Annotated in this window: 14 protein-coding genes; 10 read left to right on the top strand and 4 right to left on the bottom strand. The window is 68.1% G+C overall.

Features of this window, described 5'->3' with window-relative positions; all coding sequences use genetic code 11:
* The first annotated feature begins 141 nt into the window (after positions 1-141).
* From ACWCRD_RS32355 to ACWCRD_RS32330, 6 genes are all read left to right on the top strand, one after another.
* Positions 142-1,158, top strand: a complete 1,017-nt coding sequence (locus ACWCRD_RS32355; protein ID WP_450969494.1) for a GlxA family transcriptional regulator — start codon at positions 142-144, stop codon at positions 1,156-1,158.
* Positions 1,155-2,933, top strand: coding sequence for a thiamine pyrophosphate-binding protein (locus tag ACWCRD_RS32350; RefSeq protein ID WP_450969292.1), 1,779 nt, complete (start codon positions 1,155-1,157; stop codon positions 2,931-2,933). The genes ACWCRD_RS32355 and ACWCRD_RS32350 overlap by 4 nt, the downstream gene beginning before the upstream one ends.
* Positions 2,905-3,558 (top strand): SRPBCC family protein, encoded by a 654-nt coding sequence (locus tag ACWCRD_RS32345; RefSeq protein ID WP_450969291.1) that lies wholly within the window; start codon positions 2,905-2,907, stop codon positions 3,556-3,558. The genes ACWCRD_RS32350 and ACWCRD_RS32345 overlap by 29 nt, the downstream gene beginning before the upstream one ends.
* A complete protein-coding gene (locus ACWCRD_RS32340; protein ID WP_450969290.1) occupies positions 3,555-4,574 on the top strand; it encodes a 3-oxoacyl-ACP synthase III family protein in 1,020 nt (339 codons plus the stop codon). Before ACWCRD_RS32345 ends, ACWCRD_RS32340 begins: the two co-directional genes overlap by 4 nt.
* A gap of 9 nt (positions 4,575-4,583) precedes the next feature.
* Entirely contained in the window at positions 4,584-5,648 is a 1,065-nt protein-coding gene (locus ACWCRD_RS32335; protein WP_450969289.1) for a histidinol-phosphate transaminase, read from the top strand.
* Positions 5,649-7,100: 1,452 nt separating this feature from the next.
* Positions 7,101-7,949 carry a hypothetical protein gene (locus ACWCRD_RS32330; protein ID WP_450969288.1) on the top strand — a complete coding sequence of 283 codons (849 nt, stop codon included), beginning with the start codon at positions 7,101-7,103 and terminating at the stop codon, positions 7,947-7,949.
* A 67-nt stretch (positions 7,950-8,016) separates the two neighbouring features.
* Here ACWCRD_RS32330 and ACWCRD_RS32325 read toward each other — a convergent pair whose 3' ends face one another.
* Together ACWCRD_RS32325 and ACWCRD_RS32320 are read right to left on the bottom strand one after the other, a co-directional pair.
* Complete coding sequence (locus ACWCRD_RS32325) at positions 8,017-9,822, bottom strand: alkaline phosphatase family protein (protein WP_450969287.1); 1,806 nt, start codon at positions 9,820-9,822, stop codon at positions 8,017-8,019.
* Positions 9,823-10,814: 992 nt separating this feature from the next.
* Positions 10,815-11,381, bottom strand: a complete 567-nt coding sequence (locus ACWCRD_RS32320; protein ID WP_450969286.1) for a hypothetical protein — start codon at positions 11,379-11,381, stop codon at positions 10,815-10,817.
* 352 nt (positions 11,382-11,733) lie between these two features.
* Between ACWCRD_RS32320 and ACWCRD_RS32315 the strand changes: the two genes are divergently transcribed.
* A complete protein-coding gene (locus ACWCRD_RS32315) occupies positions 11,734-11,997 on the top strand; it encodes a hypothetical protein (RefSeq protein WP_450969285.1) in 264 nt (87 codons plus the stop codon).
* Positions 11,998-12,139: 142 nt separating this feature from the next.
* On the opposite strand, the gene ACWCRD_RS32310 is transcribed toward ACWCRD_RS32315, so the two are convergent.
* On the bottom strand, positions 12,140-12,988 hold the full coding sequence (locus ACWCRD_RS32310; RefSeq protein ID WP_450969284.1) for a helix-turn-helix transcriptional regulator: 849 nt from the start codon (positions 12,986-12,988) through the stop codon (positions 12,140-12,142).
* 138 nt (positions 12,989-13,126) lie between these two features.
* On the opposite strand from ACWCRD_RS32310, the gene ACWCRD_RS32305 reads away from it, so the two are divergent.
* Positions 13,127-13,906 carry an NAD(P)H-dependent oxidoreductase gene (locus ACWCRD_RS32305; RefSeq protein WP_450969283.1) on the top strand — a complete coding sequence of 260 codons (780 nt, stop codon included), beginning with the start codon at positions 13,127-13,129 and terminating at the stop codon, positions 13,904-13,906.
* 342 nt (positions 13,907-14,248) lie between these two features.
* Here ACWCRD_RS32305 and ACWCRD_RS32300 read toward each other — a convergent pair whose 3' ends face one another.
* On the bottom strand, positions 14,249-14,917 hold the full coding sequence (locus tag ACWCRD_RS32300) for a TetR/AcrR family transcriptional regulator (protein ID WP_450969282.1): 669 nt from the start codon (positions 14,915-14,917) through the stop codon (positions 14,249-14,251).
* Positions 14,918-15,141: 224 nt separating this feature from the next.
* On the opposite strand from ACWCRD_RS32300, the gene ACWCRD_RS32295 reads away from it, so the two are divergent.
* On the top strand, positions 15,142-15,729 hold the full coding sequence (locus ACWCRD_RS32295) for an isochorismatase family protein (protein WP_450969281.1): 588 nt from the start codon (positions 15,142-15,144) through the stop codon (positions 15,727-15,729).
* Between the two features lie 258 nt (positions 15,730-15,987).
* Complete coding sequence (locus ACWCRD_RS32290; protein WP_450969280.1) at positions 15,988-17,094, top strand: twin-arginine translocation signal domain-containing protein; 1,107 nt, start codon at positions 15,988-15,990, stop codon at positions 17,092-17,094.
* The last annotated feature ends 92 nt before the right edge of the window (positions 17,095-17,186 follow it).

The raw sequence follows: 17,186 nt of genomic DNA, 5'->3' as shown, positions 1-17,186 counted from the left end.
GCTGCCTCACCCGCTCCTGTCTGCCTACGATCCGAACTGCCTGGCCAGCGCTGGCTTTTCGTACTCGGGACCGGTGCGATGGCCGGATACGTCAATGATCTGTCATTGCAGCCAGTCCATGGGTCGATACAGGCTGTGATCGTGTTTGAGCGACGTGTTGTGGTGGTGGTGTACGCGAACGCAATGGCGCTGGACATCACTGGACCCATTGAAGTGTTCGATACCGCCAACCGGTTTCTCGCCCCGGCGGGAGCCCCCTACCGGATCGACTTCGTTTCCGCCGAAGCACCACTGGTGCGGATGAGTTCCGGAATGATGGTGGGGGCCGCCCCGCTGGAGGCGGGGGAGGGGCCGATCGACACGCTCCTCGTGCCGGGCGGGTGGGGCCTCAGCAGTGCGCTCCAGGAAACGGCGTTGGTCTCTTGGATCCGTAAGGCAGCCGCCCGGTCCCGCAGAGTTGCCTCCGTGTGCGGCGGTTCCTTTCTGCTCGCCGAGGCCGGCCTCCTCGACGGCAGACGCGTGACCACGCACTGGGCGTACAGCGATGCGCTGGCCCACCGCTACCCGGACGTGACGGTGGACGCCGAGCCGATCTTCGTGTGGGACGGCCCCTTTGTGACCTCCGCGGGTGTGTCGACGGGGATCGACATGGCACTGGCTCTGGTGGAGGCCGATCACGGTGCGGCGCTCGCGCTGCAGACGGCACGGTATCTGGTGCTGTTCCTCAAGCGGCACGGAGGACAGGCGCAGTTCAGCGCCGTCCTCGACGCCCAGTTGGCCGACCATCCGCCGATCCGGGCTGCGCAGGAGTGGATTCTGGAGAATCTGCACAACCCCTTACCGGTCGCCGAGATCGCCCGGCGAGCCAATATGAGCCTGCGCAACTTCGCCCGCGTTTTCAGGCGTGAGGCGGGCACCACCCCCGGCCAGTACATCGAGCGAACGCGTATAGCCCGTGCCCGCGAACTGCTGGAAACCACCGATCTGACGATCGGCCAGGTAGCGCGCCGCTGCGGATTCGGCGCCACCGAGACCTTCTTCCGCTCCTTCGGGCGAACCCTCGGACTCACCCCGACGGAATACCGGCACCGCTTTCAGCTCATCTCGCCCTCCGGCTTCATCGACCCGCACCACGAGACGGACAGGAGCCCCGTATGACCATGACGACCGCGGACTCGCCTGAGGCAGGAACGGTACGCCTGGTCGACTACCTGGCGGGGGAGCTCGCCCGGGCCGGCGCCACCCACGTGTTCGGGGTCGGCGGCGCGAACATCGAGGACCTGTACGACGCACTTCACCGGGCCGGTACCGTCCGCGGCGTCGTCGCCAAACACGAGTTCTCCGCCGTCACGATGGCCGACGGATGCGCCCGTACCACCAGGCGCATCGGCGTCGTTGCCGCCACCTCGGGCGGTGGCGCCATGAACCTCCTGCCTGGCCTGGCCGAGGCGTACGCCTCCCGGGTACCCGTGCTGGCCCTGGTGGGTCAGCCGCCGACCGGCCAGGAGGGCCACGGGGCGTTCCAGGACACCAGCGGCAAGGCGGGCTCCTTCGACGCCCGGGAGGTCTTCGCACCCGTCTCCAGGTTCTGCGCGCGCGTCGATGACGCGGACTCGCTCACGGAGTTGCTGCCCCGGGCGGTGGCGGCGGCACAGTCCGATCCGCGCGGGCCGGCGGTCCTGCTGCTGCCCAAGGACGTGCAGCAGACACGGATCCAGTTGCCCGGCCGCGGCGCGGCACAGACGCCGAGCATGTCGACGTCGCAGCCGACGGCATCGACGGTGCGGCTCGACGCGGTGGCCGTCACCGCCGTGGCGGACATCCTTCGCCGGGCCGACCGTGTCCTCGTCATCGCCGGTGAAGGCGTCGCCGCCGCGGACGCGCGTGCGGAGGTGGCAGAACTGGCCCGGCGCTTGGGCGCGTGGGTCGCGGTCACCCCCGACGCCAAGGACGTCTTCGACAACAGCGATTCCCGATTCGCAGGTGTGGCCGGCGTGATGGGCCATGCCAACGTCGAAGACTGTCTGCGGCGGGCGGACGTGTGCCTGCTGGTCGGCACCCGGCTGCCGGTCCTGGCACGCGGGGGCCTTGAACAGGCCCTGGCCGCCACCGAAGTCGTATGCATGGATCCCGAACCACCGTTCGTGCCGGGCACCGCACTGATCGGCCATCTGCCGGACACGCTGCGCGCGGTGACCGGCCGGCTCCCGCCACGCTCACGCGCCTGCCCTCAGCACGCCGGCCCGCTTCCCACGCTCGTGCCGAGCCCGGATGCACAGGCCCGAGGCCGGACCATCCCCTACGCCCAGGCGGTCGCCGCGGTGGAGGCGGCGCTGCCGCACGATGCGCACGTCTTCGTGGACGCCGGCAACGCGGGGGCCAGTGCGGTCCACATGCTCCCGGCACCGCGCCACGGCCGCTTCGTGCTGGCGGTCGGCATGGGAGGCATGGGCTACACCTTCGGTGCCGCAATCGGCGCCGCGCTCGCCACCGGCCGACGCACCTATGTACTCGCCGGGGACGGGGCCTTCTTCATGCACGGGATGGAAGTGCACACGGCCGTGGAGTACGCCGCACCCGTGACCTTCGTCGTCTTCAACAACAACGCCCACGCCATGTGCGCGGTGCGTGAGGAGCACCTCCAGGGCGGCGTCCGCAGCGACGACCTATTCTCCCGGACCGACCTCGCCGCCGGCATGGCCGCGGCCTTCCCGTCCCTGGAGGTCACAGGAGCCGACGACGCTGCGCACCTGCGCCGTGCTCTGCTGCACAGCAACGCGGGCAGTGGCCCGGCGTTCGTAGCGCTGGACTGCGACCCAGGTGAGATCCCTCCGTTCCGCCCCTTCCAGTCCTTCCTCGAAGCCACCCGAGGCACCGAAGCCACCGACAGCAAGGAGAGCTCCTATGAGCGAGGCGTCGTCCACGTTGGCTGACATCCCCGGTCTGATGCGGATCGAGAACCCCGGCAAGGAGGAGTTGACCGCGCACTGCATGGAGCTCACCCATGCCGTCTACCCCCACCACCAGGTCTACGGGCAGTACTGCACCATCCACGAGTACGTCGACTGCCCCCCGGAGCAGGTCTACGACTACCTGCGTCAGGGCCACCACCTGGAGGAGTGGACGTGCAGCCTGCGGGACTTCGCGCCCGCCGATACACCGGGGCTGTGGGTCGGATACGACCGGCTTGAGGACGACACCAGGATCTACTGCAAGGTGGTCGCCCATCCCGAGGCCATGACCGTGGACTACCACTGCTCCTGGGACCAGGGCGAAAAGCTGTGGATGATCTACCTGATGCGCGTCGTGCCGGCTCGCCTGGTGCTCGACAAGCCGGGATCGGTGATCACCTGGACCAACTGCCGGCACCCTTACTACGACCACAACCCGAGCCCTGACCTGGCTCCTCGCCCGGACCGCCCCTGGGTGGGCGACTTCTGGGACCTCTTCTACGCGGGGCACACCGTGGAGATGAACAACCTGAAGGCGATCCTGGAACACCGCCACCGCAATGGTCTGCCGGTCAGCGTGGCTCCGGTGAGGGCGGTGGCACAGTGACCACGGTCAGCCTCACCGACGTCGCAAGCTACCTGCCCGGCGAGCCCGTCCCCGGGGACTTCTACACCGCGTACCCCGGAGCCGAGGACAAGCTGCGCAGCCACCCCATGTTCAAGGTCCCGCCGATGCGGCACCACGTGGCAGCGGACGAGACCAACGCGGACATGATCGAACGCGCTGTGCAGCCCCTGATCGAACGGCACGGAAGGGACGAGATCCGAGGTGTGGACGTGCTGTTGGTGCACAGCCAGCTGCCGGACCTGCCTTTCGTGGGCGCCGGCACCGAGGTGGCACGTCGGCTGGGCCTGAACCCGGAGTGGCTCATCGACGTGGCCAACGCGGGCTGCGCGTCCTTCGTGTACATGCTGAAGCTGGCGCGGCAGATCCTGCGCACCACCGACGCGAAGACCGCGCTGATCTGCAATGCGCAGAGCGCCGCGGGACAGTGCTTCACACAGTCCGAGGTACGCCGGCTCGCCCAGGCCGCGATCCCGGGCGACGGCTGCGGCGTGGGCTATGTGACGACGTCGGCCGACAGCCCGGTGCTCGACGTGGAGACCCGGCACATCGGCGAGTACGCCGGGGACATGACCGTAGCGGTCGACGACGGCCGCAAGTACTGGGAGCCGGGCGAGTCCCAGCTGCGCATCGGCTTCACCGACTCCAGCGTCGCCAAGGTCCTGGCACGCGGCAATCGCCTCGTCCCGGAGGTGGTCACCGACCTGTGCCGGCGGCTCGGCGTGGCGACCACCGACATCGACGTCCTCATCACCAACCAGCCCAACCGCACCTTCCTGCGGAACTGGCGAGAAGCGCTGCAATTACCCGCCGAACGGCATCTGAACACCTTCGACGAGTACGGCAATCTCTTCGGAGCGGCGATCCCGATCACCCTGGACCACGCGATCCGGTCACACCAGGTCGCGGACGGTGACCTGGTGGTTCTCGGGGGATTCGCCCATGCAGGCGACTTCGCCGGTGCCGGTGCCGTGCGTTGGCGCGGCGGGCGGGGCTGACGGATGAACATGCCCGCGCTGCACCGACTGGCCCTGAACGAGAGCCCGTACCCCCCTCTGCCCTCGGTCCGCAAGGCGATGCAACATGCCGTTGCACAGGCCCACCGGTACCCGCAGTTCTATCCCGACGACCTCACCGAGCGGATCGCCGCATGGTGCCGGGTGAGTCCCGACCGCGTCGTGGTCGGCAGCGGATCGGTGGGAGTGGCCCTGCAGTTACTGCAGGCTGTGGTCGAGCCTGGCGACACAATGGCCTACGCCTGGCGCAGCTTTGACGCATATCCCCAGCTGGGCGCCATGGTCGGTGCTCAAACCGTCCCCGTACCCCTGACACCCGACGGATGCCAGGATCTGGAAGCCCTGCTGACGGCGCTCGACCGTCGCACCCGCGTCGTGGTGCTGTGCAATCCGCACAACCCCACCGGGACCCTGGTCACCACCGACGCGCTGTCGGCGTTCTTGCGTCGGGTTCCCCGGCACGTCACCGTCCTCCTCGACGAGGCGTACGTGGAGTTCGCCCGTGACGCCGAGCTGCCGGATGCCCCCACCCTCTTGGGCCACCACCCCAACCTGCTGGTCCTGCGCACCTTCTCCAAGGCGTACGGCCTGGCCGCCCTGCGGGTCGGCTACGGACTCGGCGCCCCCGACCTGGTGGCACGCATCCGACGGCAACAACTGCCCTTCGGGATCAACGCGGTGGCGACGGCGGCCGTGCAGGCATCGCTCGGTGCCACCGACGAACTGCGCCGGCGCGTGGACACCGTCGTCGCCGAACGCGACCGGCTCCACCACCGACTCATCCAGCGTGGCTGGCACATACGCCCGAGCCACGCCAACTCCCTCTGGCTCGCCGCCCCCGATCCAGTAGACGAGGGTGCCGCAGCGCTCACCGCTGCCCAAGTCCAGGCGCGCCACTACCCAGGCGAGGGACTGCGGCTCACCGTGGGCAGCCGGGAGGCCAACGACGCCGTGCTCGCCGCGTTGGCGGGAGTGGCCGGCACGGAGCGTCAGGCAGGCGTGCATCGAACGCACCACAGAACGAGGCGGTGGGCGCGTACCACCGGCGGCCGGTGAACGGTAGGACGGCGGCAGGCCGAGACCCATGAGCGGCAGGATGGGGGTGGGCATGGCCGAGGCGGATGCCATGGCCGGAATCGGCAAGTTGCCGGCACCAAGGCGGGGCGGTCCCGTGTGTCAGCCATGGGAGGCGGATCACCGATTCGACGGCGTGCGTCGTCGCGGCGGCGACGTCCGCGCCGTTGAGCGCCTCGGCGTAGCTGGACATGGCCTGCGCTCCGGTCCCCGGAAGGGAGGTTCACACGTGAGCGGCCGGCTGATTCTGGGTGCTGGTGCTGGTGCTGGTGCTGGTGCTGAGGGTTGGGCGACGCTCCGCGCGTAGCCCATGCAGGGTGGGGCGGCGGGCATCGCCCACTGGGCAATGCGTCCTCGGTGGATCAGGAGAGTCCCGACGCCCGAAGCACCGCCTCGTGGTCGATGTGATCCCCCAGCCGCGCCAAGACATCCGCTCCCAGGCAGAGCGTTCCGCGTTCCAAAGGAGCGGCGGACACCCTTGTCGAGCTCGGGCCAGAGCAGCGGATTGGCCGCGAGGATCCTGGGGTCGCCTTCGAGGCGATGGCCGTGGACGTCCCGCAGGACCAGGTGGGCACCAGCCCGGGGCCCTGACGCCGTCTCTGGCCCCGTCGCGCAACTGCGACCGCGGGGCACCGACAGGTGCGCCCTGGGACGCCTGGCGGGCATCGCCGTCTGGCGCGCTTCCTCATCGGTGTCGGATCGCCCCGGTACGTCGCGAAGGCTCAGGTCGGGAGAGCCCTTGCTGGCTTCTCGCGTGCTGCTCTGGGGAGCGCATCAGGACGGGGCAGGCCCTCCGGATTGCCGCCGTCCGCGTCGAACACCTTGGTGAAAGTGGCCCCGCACCGTCAGCGGGAGTGCTCGATCAGTTCCCCGTCGGCCGACACGCTCAGCCCCTGGCTGAGCCGCACGTGCGCATGACAATGCCGCAGCTCACACGTGGGCGCCGATCGTGCCGCCCTTCGGGGGCCGCCGCAGAGCCCAGGAGATCGCCGTACGGGCCCCTGCCGACAACACCCACCGTCACGGGGCAGGTGCGCACTGTCCGGATCACCTGGACGGCTTCGTGGACGGCTGGGCTGCTCGTGCGCGGGGCTGCGGCTGCGGGTGGCCGACACGCTCATCGAGGATCGGAGCAGTCGATCGTCAGCTGCACTGTCATCTCCATGCTCGGAGCATCCCAGGCAGGACTGACAAACGATCAGCTTTCGCAACAGGCGCTGGCTGGAGGCAGGATGCGCCTGGACGCCTCGGTCGGCCATGCAGGCCTCGGCGGCCGGGTGCGGGCACGTGATCGGGCGGACACCGGTGGCTCCTTACGCACTTGTTGCACAGAGGATCTTCACTATTCCAGACGTTAGTTCATATGATGCGAAGATCAACGGGCCCGGCCGGAGGGAGACTTCGGCGGGCCTCTCTCGTTCCCGTGGGGGATTCATGCGTATACCCGTCGCGGCCGCCGTGGTTTCCGGTGCCGTCGTTCTGTCCGCGCTCGCTCTTCCGGCCGCCGCTCAGGGGGCGGAGCGAGCGAGTGCGTCGGCGAAGCTGAGCTCCTTTGCCTCGAAGACCGTTCGGCCGAACGATTCGTTGGGCAACACCAAGTTCTCGAACGCGGTCATCAACGGCGGCAAGGACATCGTTCTCGGCACCACCGGCACGAAGTCCGTCACCGTCACGTACACCGCCACCGACCAGAACGGCGTCGCACTCACCGAGGCCTTCCTGTGGCAGGGCACCGACAGTTCGACCACGGACGGCATCACCGGCGGCCTGGGCACGGATGACGACCCCGCCTGCACGGAGACGGCGACCCAGGGCGTCTACCACTGCAAGGCCGTCTTCAACATCCACCCGGCCACCGACATGAAGGACAACGGCGTGGCCGGGACCTGGAAGCTGTTCCTGGGCGCGTGGGACCTGTACGCGAACGCCAGCTACAACGACGACGTCGCCACCGTCTCGATCAAGAAGCTCTCCACGCTGACCGCCGACGCCACGCCCGAGCCGGTCAAGAAGGGCAAGCCCATCACGGTCACGGGCAAGCTCGCCCGCGCGAACTGGTCGACTGGCAACTACGCGGGCTACGCGAACCAGCCCGCGAAGCTGCAGTTCCGCAAGAAGGGCAGCAGCACCTACAGCACCCTCAAGACCGTCAAGACCAACATCACCGGCGTCCTGAAAACCACCACCACGGCCACGGCCGACGGGTACTACCGCTACGTCTTCGCCGGCACCGCCACCACCGCCGCCTCGACAGCGCCCGGCGACTTCGTCGACGTCAGGTAAGCACCGCGACGCCGAGCACCGAGGACCGACCACGGCGGCGCCGAACCGGGCGTTCCGTCGTGGCCGGTCAGCCGACGGTCAGGGAGAAGGGGCCGCCGAGCACCGAGTAGCCGTCATTGGCGAGGTAGTACACGTCGTAGGTACCTGCGCTGCCCAGTTTGTCGGTGGGGAAGGTCAGCGCACCGCTGGCGTTCGGGGCGTAGGACCAGGTGAGGGAAGCCTGCTTGCCGGGGGCGACGCCCGTCGGGTAGATACCGATCCAGTTCTTGGCGCTGACCTGGGAAGCGGACGGCACCGAGTAGCGGAAGGTGACGTTGCCGCCGCTCGCGACCGCGTTCAGGTCGCCGGTGAGCGTCGGGGTCGTCGCGGTGGACGGCGCGAACGCGGCGTTGAGCGGCGTGGTGTAGGTGTCGTTGGCGGTCAGTGCGGGCAGGCCCAGGGCCGCCTCGATGGTGCGGCCTATGCCGTAGTGGTCGTAGTGGAGCGGGCTGCTGGTGCCGGCCGGGACGGTGCCCTGGGAGCCGACAACGGTGGTGACGATGTGGTTGTAGGTCTCGCCCTGGCTCTCGTCCCACGTCAGAAGCAGGAGCGAGCGCTGCTGGGTGAAGGCCGCAGAGGCGAGGACCGGGGCGAGGGTCTGCTTCAGCCAGCCGTCCTGGGTCTTGAGGCTGGTGGCATTGCCGTTGCCGGAGGCCTCTCCGTCGTAGTAGTCGTCGGCGGCGATCCAGGAGAAGTCCGGGGTGGTGGCCGCGGACTTCAGGTCGGTGGTGAGCTGCGTGGTGTCGAACAGGTGGGCCGCGCAGCGGGAGGCGTTGCCGCTGATGTCGGTGTAGTTGATGAAGGGAGCGTCGTCGGGCTCGTAGTAACTGTCGTAGTTGTTCTTGGTGTTGCAGGGGGTGCCCATGCCCTGCTCGTAGGCCTTCCAGGTCTTGCCGGCCGCCTCCAGGGTGTCGCCGAGGTTGCGCTGGGGCGAGTTGATGTCGGGGAAGTACGTGGCGCCCTTGGCGTAGGTGTCGCCGCCGGCGACGGCGAGGTAGTTCTCGTCGCTCGGGTGGTAGACGCCGTGGAAGTCGGTGAGCGTGGCGCCCTGGCTCATGAGGCTGTGCATGTACGGCGTGTCCGCCGGGTCGTTCATGACCTCGGAGTAGTCGGTGTTCTCCATCATGACCATGAACACATGGTCGTAGCCGGGGACCTTGGACACCGGTGGGGCGAGCGGGGCCGGCGCGTCGGTCGGGGTGTCCAGGGTGAGGGCGAGGTTGTCGAGGTAGCCGGTCTCACTGCTCGTCGACAGGAACTGCACCTCGACCTGGATGGAACGGGTGCCGGCCGGGACGGTGCCGGTGGTGCTGCGCGAGAGGAACTTGGTGGCGAGGCCCCGGTCGCTCGCGGAGACAGTGGGCAGCTTGGCGACGGGGCCGATCGGGTGGCCGCTGCCGTCGTGGAAGTGCAGGCTCACTGCGGCATGGCCGCTGTAGGTCGTCCAGCCGCCGAGCCAGCCGGACAGGTCGTAGTGCACGCCCCCGCCGTCGAGGGCCGAGGCGGCCGAGGAGACGTCGACGGTCTGCGTCATCGCGCCGTCCCCGAAGTTTCCGGGCCCGAAGAAGGCCTTGCCCGGGGTCTTGCCGTCGCTGGGATACCCGAAGGTGGCGACGGAGTGACACATGACGTTGAGACCGCCGGCCTCGGTGGTCCAGCCGGGGACCGTACTGGCCGCCGCCCAGTCGCCGGTGCAGTAACCGCCGCTCTCCGCATCGCCGTTGACGATCAGGTTGCCGCTGCTTCCGGCCGCCCGGGCGGGGGACGGGACGACGACGATGAGTGCTCCGAGGAGGGCGAGAAGCCCGCCGAGGGATCTCCAGCGCAGTCGCATACTTGGTACCTCATCCCCTTGGTAAGGATGCCGTGCAGGACACGCCCGCACGGCCTGAAGGTGCGCAACGAACGGGACATGACTACTGGTTGTCGCTGTCGAGCGGAAGAACTTCGCCCGAACTTGACCAGACAAGTTCACGGCGGATGAGGCCCTGATCGCCGCGCGGGCCATGAAGGGCTCTTTGGCCTCCGTGGAAGGTGCACGCGACCGACCAGGCCACCAGCCGCAAGACGACCGGCAGGCGGGACGGGCGGCCCCTCGTCCGTCGCACCGGCCTTTACGGCGTGGCTCTGCACGCGAGAACGGGAGTCGTTTGACACCGGCGCGTTGGGGAGACACCTCGCGGTACGTCACCATGATCAATGTCGAGGAGTCCGGGAGCCACTACGGCCGTTGTCCAGTCGCACAACGCGGTCTGCCGGTCGCGGTGATCGTGGGGAGATGTGCCGACGCCCGGGCCGGACGCCTTGGCGGGGAGCAACGCGCGTGGTGTGACTGGCAGCCGGCCTGGGGCTCCGGGACCGGTACCGGTGGCCCAACCTCACCAGCCGGTGAGGGAGTTGAGCTGCATGTGCGGACGCGTGTGCTGGCCCTCGTGTTCGTGGCCACCGCGACCTTCACCGCCCTCGGTTTCGTAGTCCTGCAAGCGCGGGTTGTACGGATCTACCCGGCAGTAACACCGAACGAGCGGCAGACCAGGGACGCATGAAGCAGGTCGTGCCGGACACCGCGGCGTCCGCGGGCAGCCGCCGAGCCGGCAGACGGTGGCGGCGAGCGGTCCCGCACGCTTCGAACTGGGCCCTGGTCGCGTTGGAGGGTACGGCGTCGCACGAGGACCAGCCGCCTCCGGAGCTGTGTGCCGGGTACTGCCGCATGCACTCCGGGACGGGCTCGGCATCGGGCTCGCCATCGACGAGCAGCGCCCCAGCCGCCCGGTCGCTGGATCTCTCGTCCGATGTATGCGGTGCAGGCCGGCGGGATGGCCTGCGTCAGGTGATCGGCTTCACCATCTCGGAGCGGATCTGGAGGGTGCTCCTCGCGGTGGCCTTCAAGTCGAGGTTTGTCGAGGCAAGGAGGGTCATGTCCGCCACCCGGGCCCAGGTGTTGCCGTCCGCCCAGGCGCAGACGGGGTAAGTGAGTGTCAATCCGTCGGCCCAGGTCCTGGTCACCGCCTCGCAGCTGATCTTGATGCGGGAGCCGGACGGGGTGTCATCTTCCGGAGGCGTAAGCACCTTCACCTGGCTGTCCTTGGAGCCGTTGCCTGCCAGGACGCGGGAGCGCACCCGGTCGGTGTTCTTGAACCGGCCGTACATGCCGGTCACGACGAGATCACCCCGTTCGACGCTGTCGGGCTGGTACACGGCGACGACGCCGTGGACCGCCTCGGCGTCCCAGCTGTGCCTCCAGGTCATTTGCAGCGCCCGGCCCTTGGTCGGGGAGTCGTCCTTGGCCAGCTTGAAGCGGCCCTCGAGCAGTGTCCGCGGCACGGTCATGGAGAACTCGGCCCGGGGATAGCTGTTCTCGAGCTTCTTCCCTGCCAGCACCAGCGTCAGCAAGAGCACAACGATCAGGAGGAAGACCCCGCCGATGATCGCGGCTGTGAGGCCAACCCGGCTCCTTTGCGGCGGGGCAGGGGGCACAGCGCCCCAGGGGGAGAGAGGCATCTGGTACGGCGACTGAGGCGCCGGAGGTATGGACACGCCAGAACGGTACTCAACGCCCGGGAGACGTCGCGCTTGGCTGTCCTGTGTTAAGGGTGTCGCGGTCTGGGTTGTGGCTTGGCCGTGCGCAGTCTGCGGTCCCTGGAGTCGCCGGCGGCGTGCCCAGGCTCCTGCTCATCGGCCGGCTTCTGGGCCAGGGTCACATCACCGTGCGTCGCGCGATCTGCTGCCCGGCGACATCGAGACCGTGATCGGCGCCGACAGCGCCCTGCACGAGACCGTCGACCGCATCGTGAACGACACCGGCCTGGCCCGCCTGCCGTGGATCGCTGACGCCGCCTTTGAGCCGGCCTCGTATCCGTCCCGGCTTTCGGGACACCCGCACGCTGATCGCCCTCACTGCATGTCGGCCTCCTTGCTGCCGGGGGTGCGGGAAATCATGCACCTTTCGCGCAGCGGGATCTGCCGTCTGCGGCGGGCGTCGCGGAACGGCGTTGGGGAAACGCCGTAGCCGCCGGGATCGGGAACGGCCGTCAGATGCAAGCCACTTGGGGAGTGGCCCGGCTGCGGACTGCAGTCGCACTGTCCGGCAGACACGGCAGCGGCCGGCACCGGTGTGAAGGCGCTCCCGGCGGTGGGCGGGCGTTGTTGAGTTACTCGTGCGGCTGAGCATTCACTGGGGGGTGGGCGTCACTGCTGTCCGCGCCCAGGCCCGCGAGCAGGCGCAGTCCGTCCTCGGCGGGACTGCCGGGGGTCGCTGACAGCACCAGCAGTTCCATGCCCGGCTCGTCCGGGAGCGGGAAGTTCTCCTGGTGCAGTTCCAGGAGGCCGACCAGCGGGTGCTGGTAGGCCTTGCGTCCATGGGTGCGGGCACGCACGTCCGCGCGAGCCCAGAGGCGGCGGAAGCGTTCGCTGCCCATCGCCAATTCTCCGATCAGCGAGGCCAGTCGGGGGTCCTGGGGGAATTTCCCCGCGGCCAGACGCAGGTGCCCGACCACATCGAGGGTGCAGTTGTCCCAGTCGGCGTAGAGGCCGTGCTCGGCCTCTTCGAGGAAGATGTGCCGGGCTGTGTTCAGGCCCGGAATCGGCCGGCCGAAGAGGAGTCGGGCGAGCCGGTTTGCGGCGAGGACGTCCAGACGGTGGTTCATGATCAGTGCGGGTGCGCCGGCGACCAGGTCGAGGACCCGCAGCAGTTCCGGCCGGATTCGCCCGCTCGGTGCCTTCGCGCGGCGGCGGCGCTGGCGGGCCAGCCGGTAGAGGTGCTCCTGTTCGGTCTCGTCGAGGCCGAGGACGCGGGCGAGCGCGTCGAGGACCTGCTCGGAGGGCTGGGTTGCACGGCCCTGTTCCAGGCGTACGTAGTAGTCGACGCTGACGCCGGACAGGTGCGCCACCTCTTCACGGCGTAGCCCTTCGACCCGGCGGCGACTGTCGGTGGGGATGCCGACGGTCGCCGGGGGGACGCGGGAACGCCGGGTCCGCAGGAAGCCCGCAAGATCATCCATGCTCCCAGTATGGCCCCGGCGGTGCCTGTGAGGGTGGCCCCGCCGTTACCAGGAAGTCCCGTCCGATGGACGAGGAGCCCCTGAACACCAGGCGCCGCGACGCCCAGGATCGAAGGCATCCGATCCGAAGGAGTTGTCATGAAGACGCTGATCGTCTACGCCCACCCGGAACCGAAGTCGCTCAACGGCTCGCTGAAGGACCTCGCGGTGTCCACCTTGGAGGCCGCCGGGCACGAGGTCCGGGTGAGCGATCTGTACGCGATGAGCTGGAAGGCGGTCGTGGATTCCGCGGACTACGGCCCCAATGCCTCAAGCCCGTTGAAGGTCGCCCTGGACTCCGGCCGGGCCTTCGACGCCGGGACGCTTGCCCCGGACGTCCTCGCCGAGCAGGAGAAGCTGCTGTGGGCCGACACGATCCTCTTCCAGTTCCCGCTGTGGTGGTACACCATGCCCGCGATCCTCAAAGGCTGGGTGGACCGGGTGTTCACCTACCACTTCGCGTACGGCGTCGGCGAGCACAGCGGCACCAAGTACGGCGAGCGCTTCGGTGAAGGCACTCTCGCGGGCAGGAAGGCTCTGCTGTCGGTGACCGCCGGCGGCCCGGAGTCGCACTACGCCGCTCGCGGGATCAACGGGCCCATCGACGATCTGCTGTTCCCGATCCAGCACGGCATCCTCTACTACCCGGGCATCGAGGTACTGCCGCCGTTCGTGCTGTACGGCGCCGACCGGTTGAGGGACGAGGACTACCCGGACGTCGCCAAGGCCTGGCAGCAGCGCCTGCTCACCCTTGAGTCGACCGAACCGATCGCGTTCCGGCGTCAGAACTTCGGCGACTACGAGATCCCCTCGCTGCACCTGAAGGTGGGACTGGAGCCTGCGGGCCGCACGGGCTTCGGGCTGCATGTGAACGGCTGACTGCTGTGGGCCGGCGACTGGTGTCGGCCAGGAGGTTGTTGACGCCGGCTGTACGGCGCCGCAGCAGTCGGACTTGCTCCGCGCCGGCGGCGCCGTGACCCCAGCCAGAGGCGTGAGCCGCCGTCTCGCGGTTGCTGGGCATCCGGTAGCCCGACTTCGTGCGCACCATGTCGTCTGGTACGAAGGAAGGTGGGACTGCCCGTTGGCATCAGCGCTCGTGCCCGCCGTGACGGTTGCCGGCCTGCTCGTTCACGCTCGTGCAGGGACAGGTCGTTTCCTTCCGGGGCCGATCCGCCGGTCGGCAGGTGCATGGCGGGGGGTTCGTGCTGCGTGTTGCTGCCGTCAGGTAGCGAGGGCGCGGGCCACCTGCTCGATGGTGGTGCTGTCCACGGGCGCGGTACCGGTGAGGGTTCCGGCCAGTGCGCGGGCCAGCACGGTCGCGGCGCTGATCCGGGTGTCCTCCTGCTCGTCGCCGGTGACCTTTGCGATCACGGCGTCGCGCACTGCCTGCGAGATGTCCAGACTCCCGAACAACTCGGGGTAGGACAGCATCATCAGGCACACGCCGACGTTGGCGGCCAGAATCGACTGTCCGGCCAGTTCGGGTGCCAGACGCAGCCTCCCGGCGTCACCGCAGCGCCTCAGGGCTTCGAGAAGGAGGCCCTGGGCCTCCTTGACGGCCTGCGGCTTGGGTTCGCCGCTGGGGGTGAACATCAGCCGGTACAGGTGCGGGTTGGCCAGGGCGAACGCGACGTGACTGTCCCATGCCGTCCGCAGGTCCGCGACGGGGTCGGCCGTGCGGGGATTCCGTCTCTTATTGGCCAGGAAGCGTTCGAAGCCGAGATCGGCCACCGCGGCGAGCAGTCCCTGCTTGTCCCCGAACTGGCGGTAGATCTCCGGGCCGCCCACCTTGGCGCGCTCGCAGATGGCGCGTGTGGAGATGGCCGGCGCGTCACTCTCGGCGAGTAGCTGCGTGGTCGCTTCCAGGATGCGGTCTCGAGCCGTTGTCATGCGGACATGTTAACAGTGGACGATAGTTCCGCTTACATGTGTGACCTGGGAACTTACGCCGTGAACACGGGAAAATCTCAGCCCGATGGCCATTCCGATGCTGGCGATGATTACGCGATATGTTAACGTCGCCAACGTCATGGGGTGGCCCCGACTGCAACGCGGGGCGACCGCTCGCGCCTCATGGCACGACATCCGGCCCGACATATGAAGGTGGTTTCCCCGTGGCTACGACGACCCTGCGCGAACTGAACGGCTTCGACGAGACCCCCGCCTCCCTGACCGACTCTGTAGTGGTCCTGGTCGACTTCCAGAACACCTACACTGGTGGCGTCATGGAGCTGGACGGTCACGCCGAGGCCGTCGCCGAAGGCAAGAAGCTCCTCGCTGCCGCCCGCGAGGCCGGCGCCCCCGTCATCCACGTCCAGGACAAGGGCTACGACGTGGAGTCCGAAGGCGGAAAGATCATCGCTGACGTCGCCCCCGTGGACGGCGAGGGCCGCGTCATCAAGTCCGTCCCCAACGCCTTCCACAACACCGACCTGGCCCAGCAGATCGAGAAGACCGGCCGCAAGAACGTCATCCTGGCCGGGTTCATGAGCAACATGTGCATCCTGTTCACCGTCCAGGGCGCCTTCCTGAACGGACTGCACCCGACTGTCGTCGCGAACGCCTGTGGCACCCGTGCCCTGTCCACCCGCGTCAGGGGCGGCGGCACCGCCCTCACCGCGCAGCAGATCCACGACAGCGCTCTGGCGACGATCACGGAACTGTACGGGGTGGTGGTTTCCTCGGTCTCCGACCTGTCGTAAGGCACCTTCCTGTGCGACGCACAGGGCGTCCGGGCTTCAGCCCGGGCGCCCCTTTTTTGTTCCTGCATCCGAAACCATTCCGTCCGGTTTATGCATTCGCATAGCACCTATGTGTGATCCCTGTGTCATTCACTCCTGTTTTCCAGTCAGTTGGGGCAGTAGCGTCTTTTTCGTCGGGCGCGACAAAAACCCGTCATCTCTGACCTCGGCGGAATGTCCCGGTCGGAGACGTAAAATTGCAGCTGGGGGAAACAGCACGTGACCACACGTAGGAACTTCATCGGTGCTGCAGGCACCGCCGCAGCCGCCACTCTCCTGACCGGCACCGCCTCGCAGGCGGCACACGCTACGGCTGCCGACACAGCCACTCCCGCCGGAAACGGCGACGCAGCCGCCGACACCACGACCGCGAGGAACAACATTCTCCAGGTCGACACCGACATGCGCACCAACTACGACAAGCTGCGGGCCAATGTCCTCCAGCAACTCGGTCCGGTCATCGTCGTGGAAAACGGAATGCAGGGCGGTAAGTACACCCTGGTCCACCAGGGCCAGCAGTTCATCGAAGAGCCGATCTCGCCAGTTTTCCAGCTGGCGAAATCCATCGCTCACGTCCCGCTCGGCATCTTCTCCGTCATCGCACCGTCCCTGGACCCCAAGGTCCCGGCGGGGCAGACCGACATGGACGCCCGCGACCTCCAACTGGTCGCCTACGCGGGACCCTCGAACACGGACTGGATCACCCCGCTCCAGGCATTTGCCACCGACCTCGACGCCGCACGGCGCACACTGGAGGACGCCGGCCTCCCCGTCGACCTGAAAGCGTCCTGCGCTCACATCCTCGACGCCGGTCTGAGCTACATCAACGAGATCACTCGGCGCCGTACCTTCGACATGCCCGGCTTCCAGAAGTTCACCGGGAAGATCGCCGACGACATCAAAACGAACATGTACTGGGCCGCGAAAGTCCAGATCGAAGCAGTCAAGGACCTGTTCGGCCGCTGGAAGGACAAAGTCGGTGCGGACGCCTGGCACGAGCTGTACGTGGTCGTCCTGTCGATGTGGACGACGTCCGAGCTGAACCAGAACTCCATCATCATCAAGCATCTGTTGGACAAGGGCATGGCCGACAGCCACCTGATCGACCTCGTCTGCGAGGCGCCTTCCCTCCCCAACGCGGTCCACGTCGCACTCGACAACCTCGCCCGCATCGTGATGGACAACATCGCCGCCGAAATGGTGTTCTCCAAGGACCAGCAGCTGGCCGACGCCCTCAAGGGCAAGCCCGACCTGCTCAGCCAGGAAATTCTCACCCTCCTCGGCGACACGAACGCAACCGCGAACGCGGCAGCGCTCAACGCCTGAAGTTCCCCCGTGATGCTGGACACTCGATGCTTACGCTGCGAGGGCGTGTTCCTGCTCGTGTCGCTGCCGGGTCTCCAGCGGGGTGAGGTAGC

The organism is Streptomyces sp. NPDC002092 (assembly GCF_053593775.1).
Note: the sequence above shows the minus strand (reverse complement) of the source record. Positions and strands in the feature narration are given on the sequence as shown.

What these genes read in the sequence shown, in the direction of transcription:
- ACWCRD_RS32350 (WP_450969292.1), top strand. Translation starts at nt 1,155, where the DNA reads ATGACCATGACGACCGCGGACTCGCCTGAGGCAGGAACGGTACGCCTG.
- ACWCRD_RS32345 (WP_450969291.1), top strand. Translation starts at nt 2,905, where the DNA reads ATGAGCGAGGCGTCGTCCACGTTGGCTGACATCCCCGGTCTGATGCGG.
- ACWCRD_RS32335 (WP_450969289.1), top strand. Translation starts at nt 4,584, where the DNA reads ATGCCCGCGCTGCACCGACTGGCCCTGAACGAGAGCCCGTACCCCCCT.
- ACWCRD_RS32330 (WP_450969288.1), top strand. Translation starts at nt 7,101, where the DNA reads ATGCGTATACCCGTCGCGGCCGCCGTGGTTTCCGGTGCCGTCGTTCTG.
- ACWCRD_RS32325 (WP_450969287.1), bottom strand. Translation starts at nt 9,822, where the DNA reads ATGCGACTGCGCTGGAGATCCCTCGGCGGGCTTCTCGCCCTCCTCGGA.
- ACWCRD_RS32310 (WP_450969284.1), bottom strand. Translation starts at nt 12,988, where the DNA reads ATGGATGATCTTGCGGGCTTCCTGCGGACCCGGCGTTCCCGCGTCCCC.
- ACWCRD_RS32305 (WP_450969283.1), top strand. Translation starts at nt 13,127, where the DNA reads ATGAAGACGCTGATCGTCTACGCCCACCCGGAACCGAAGTCGCTCAAC.
- ACWCRD_RS32300 (WP_450969282.1), bottom strand. Translation starts at nt 14,917, where the DNA reads ATGACAACGGCTCGAGACCGCATCCTGGAAGCGACCACGCAGCTACTC.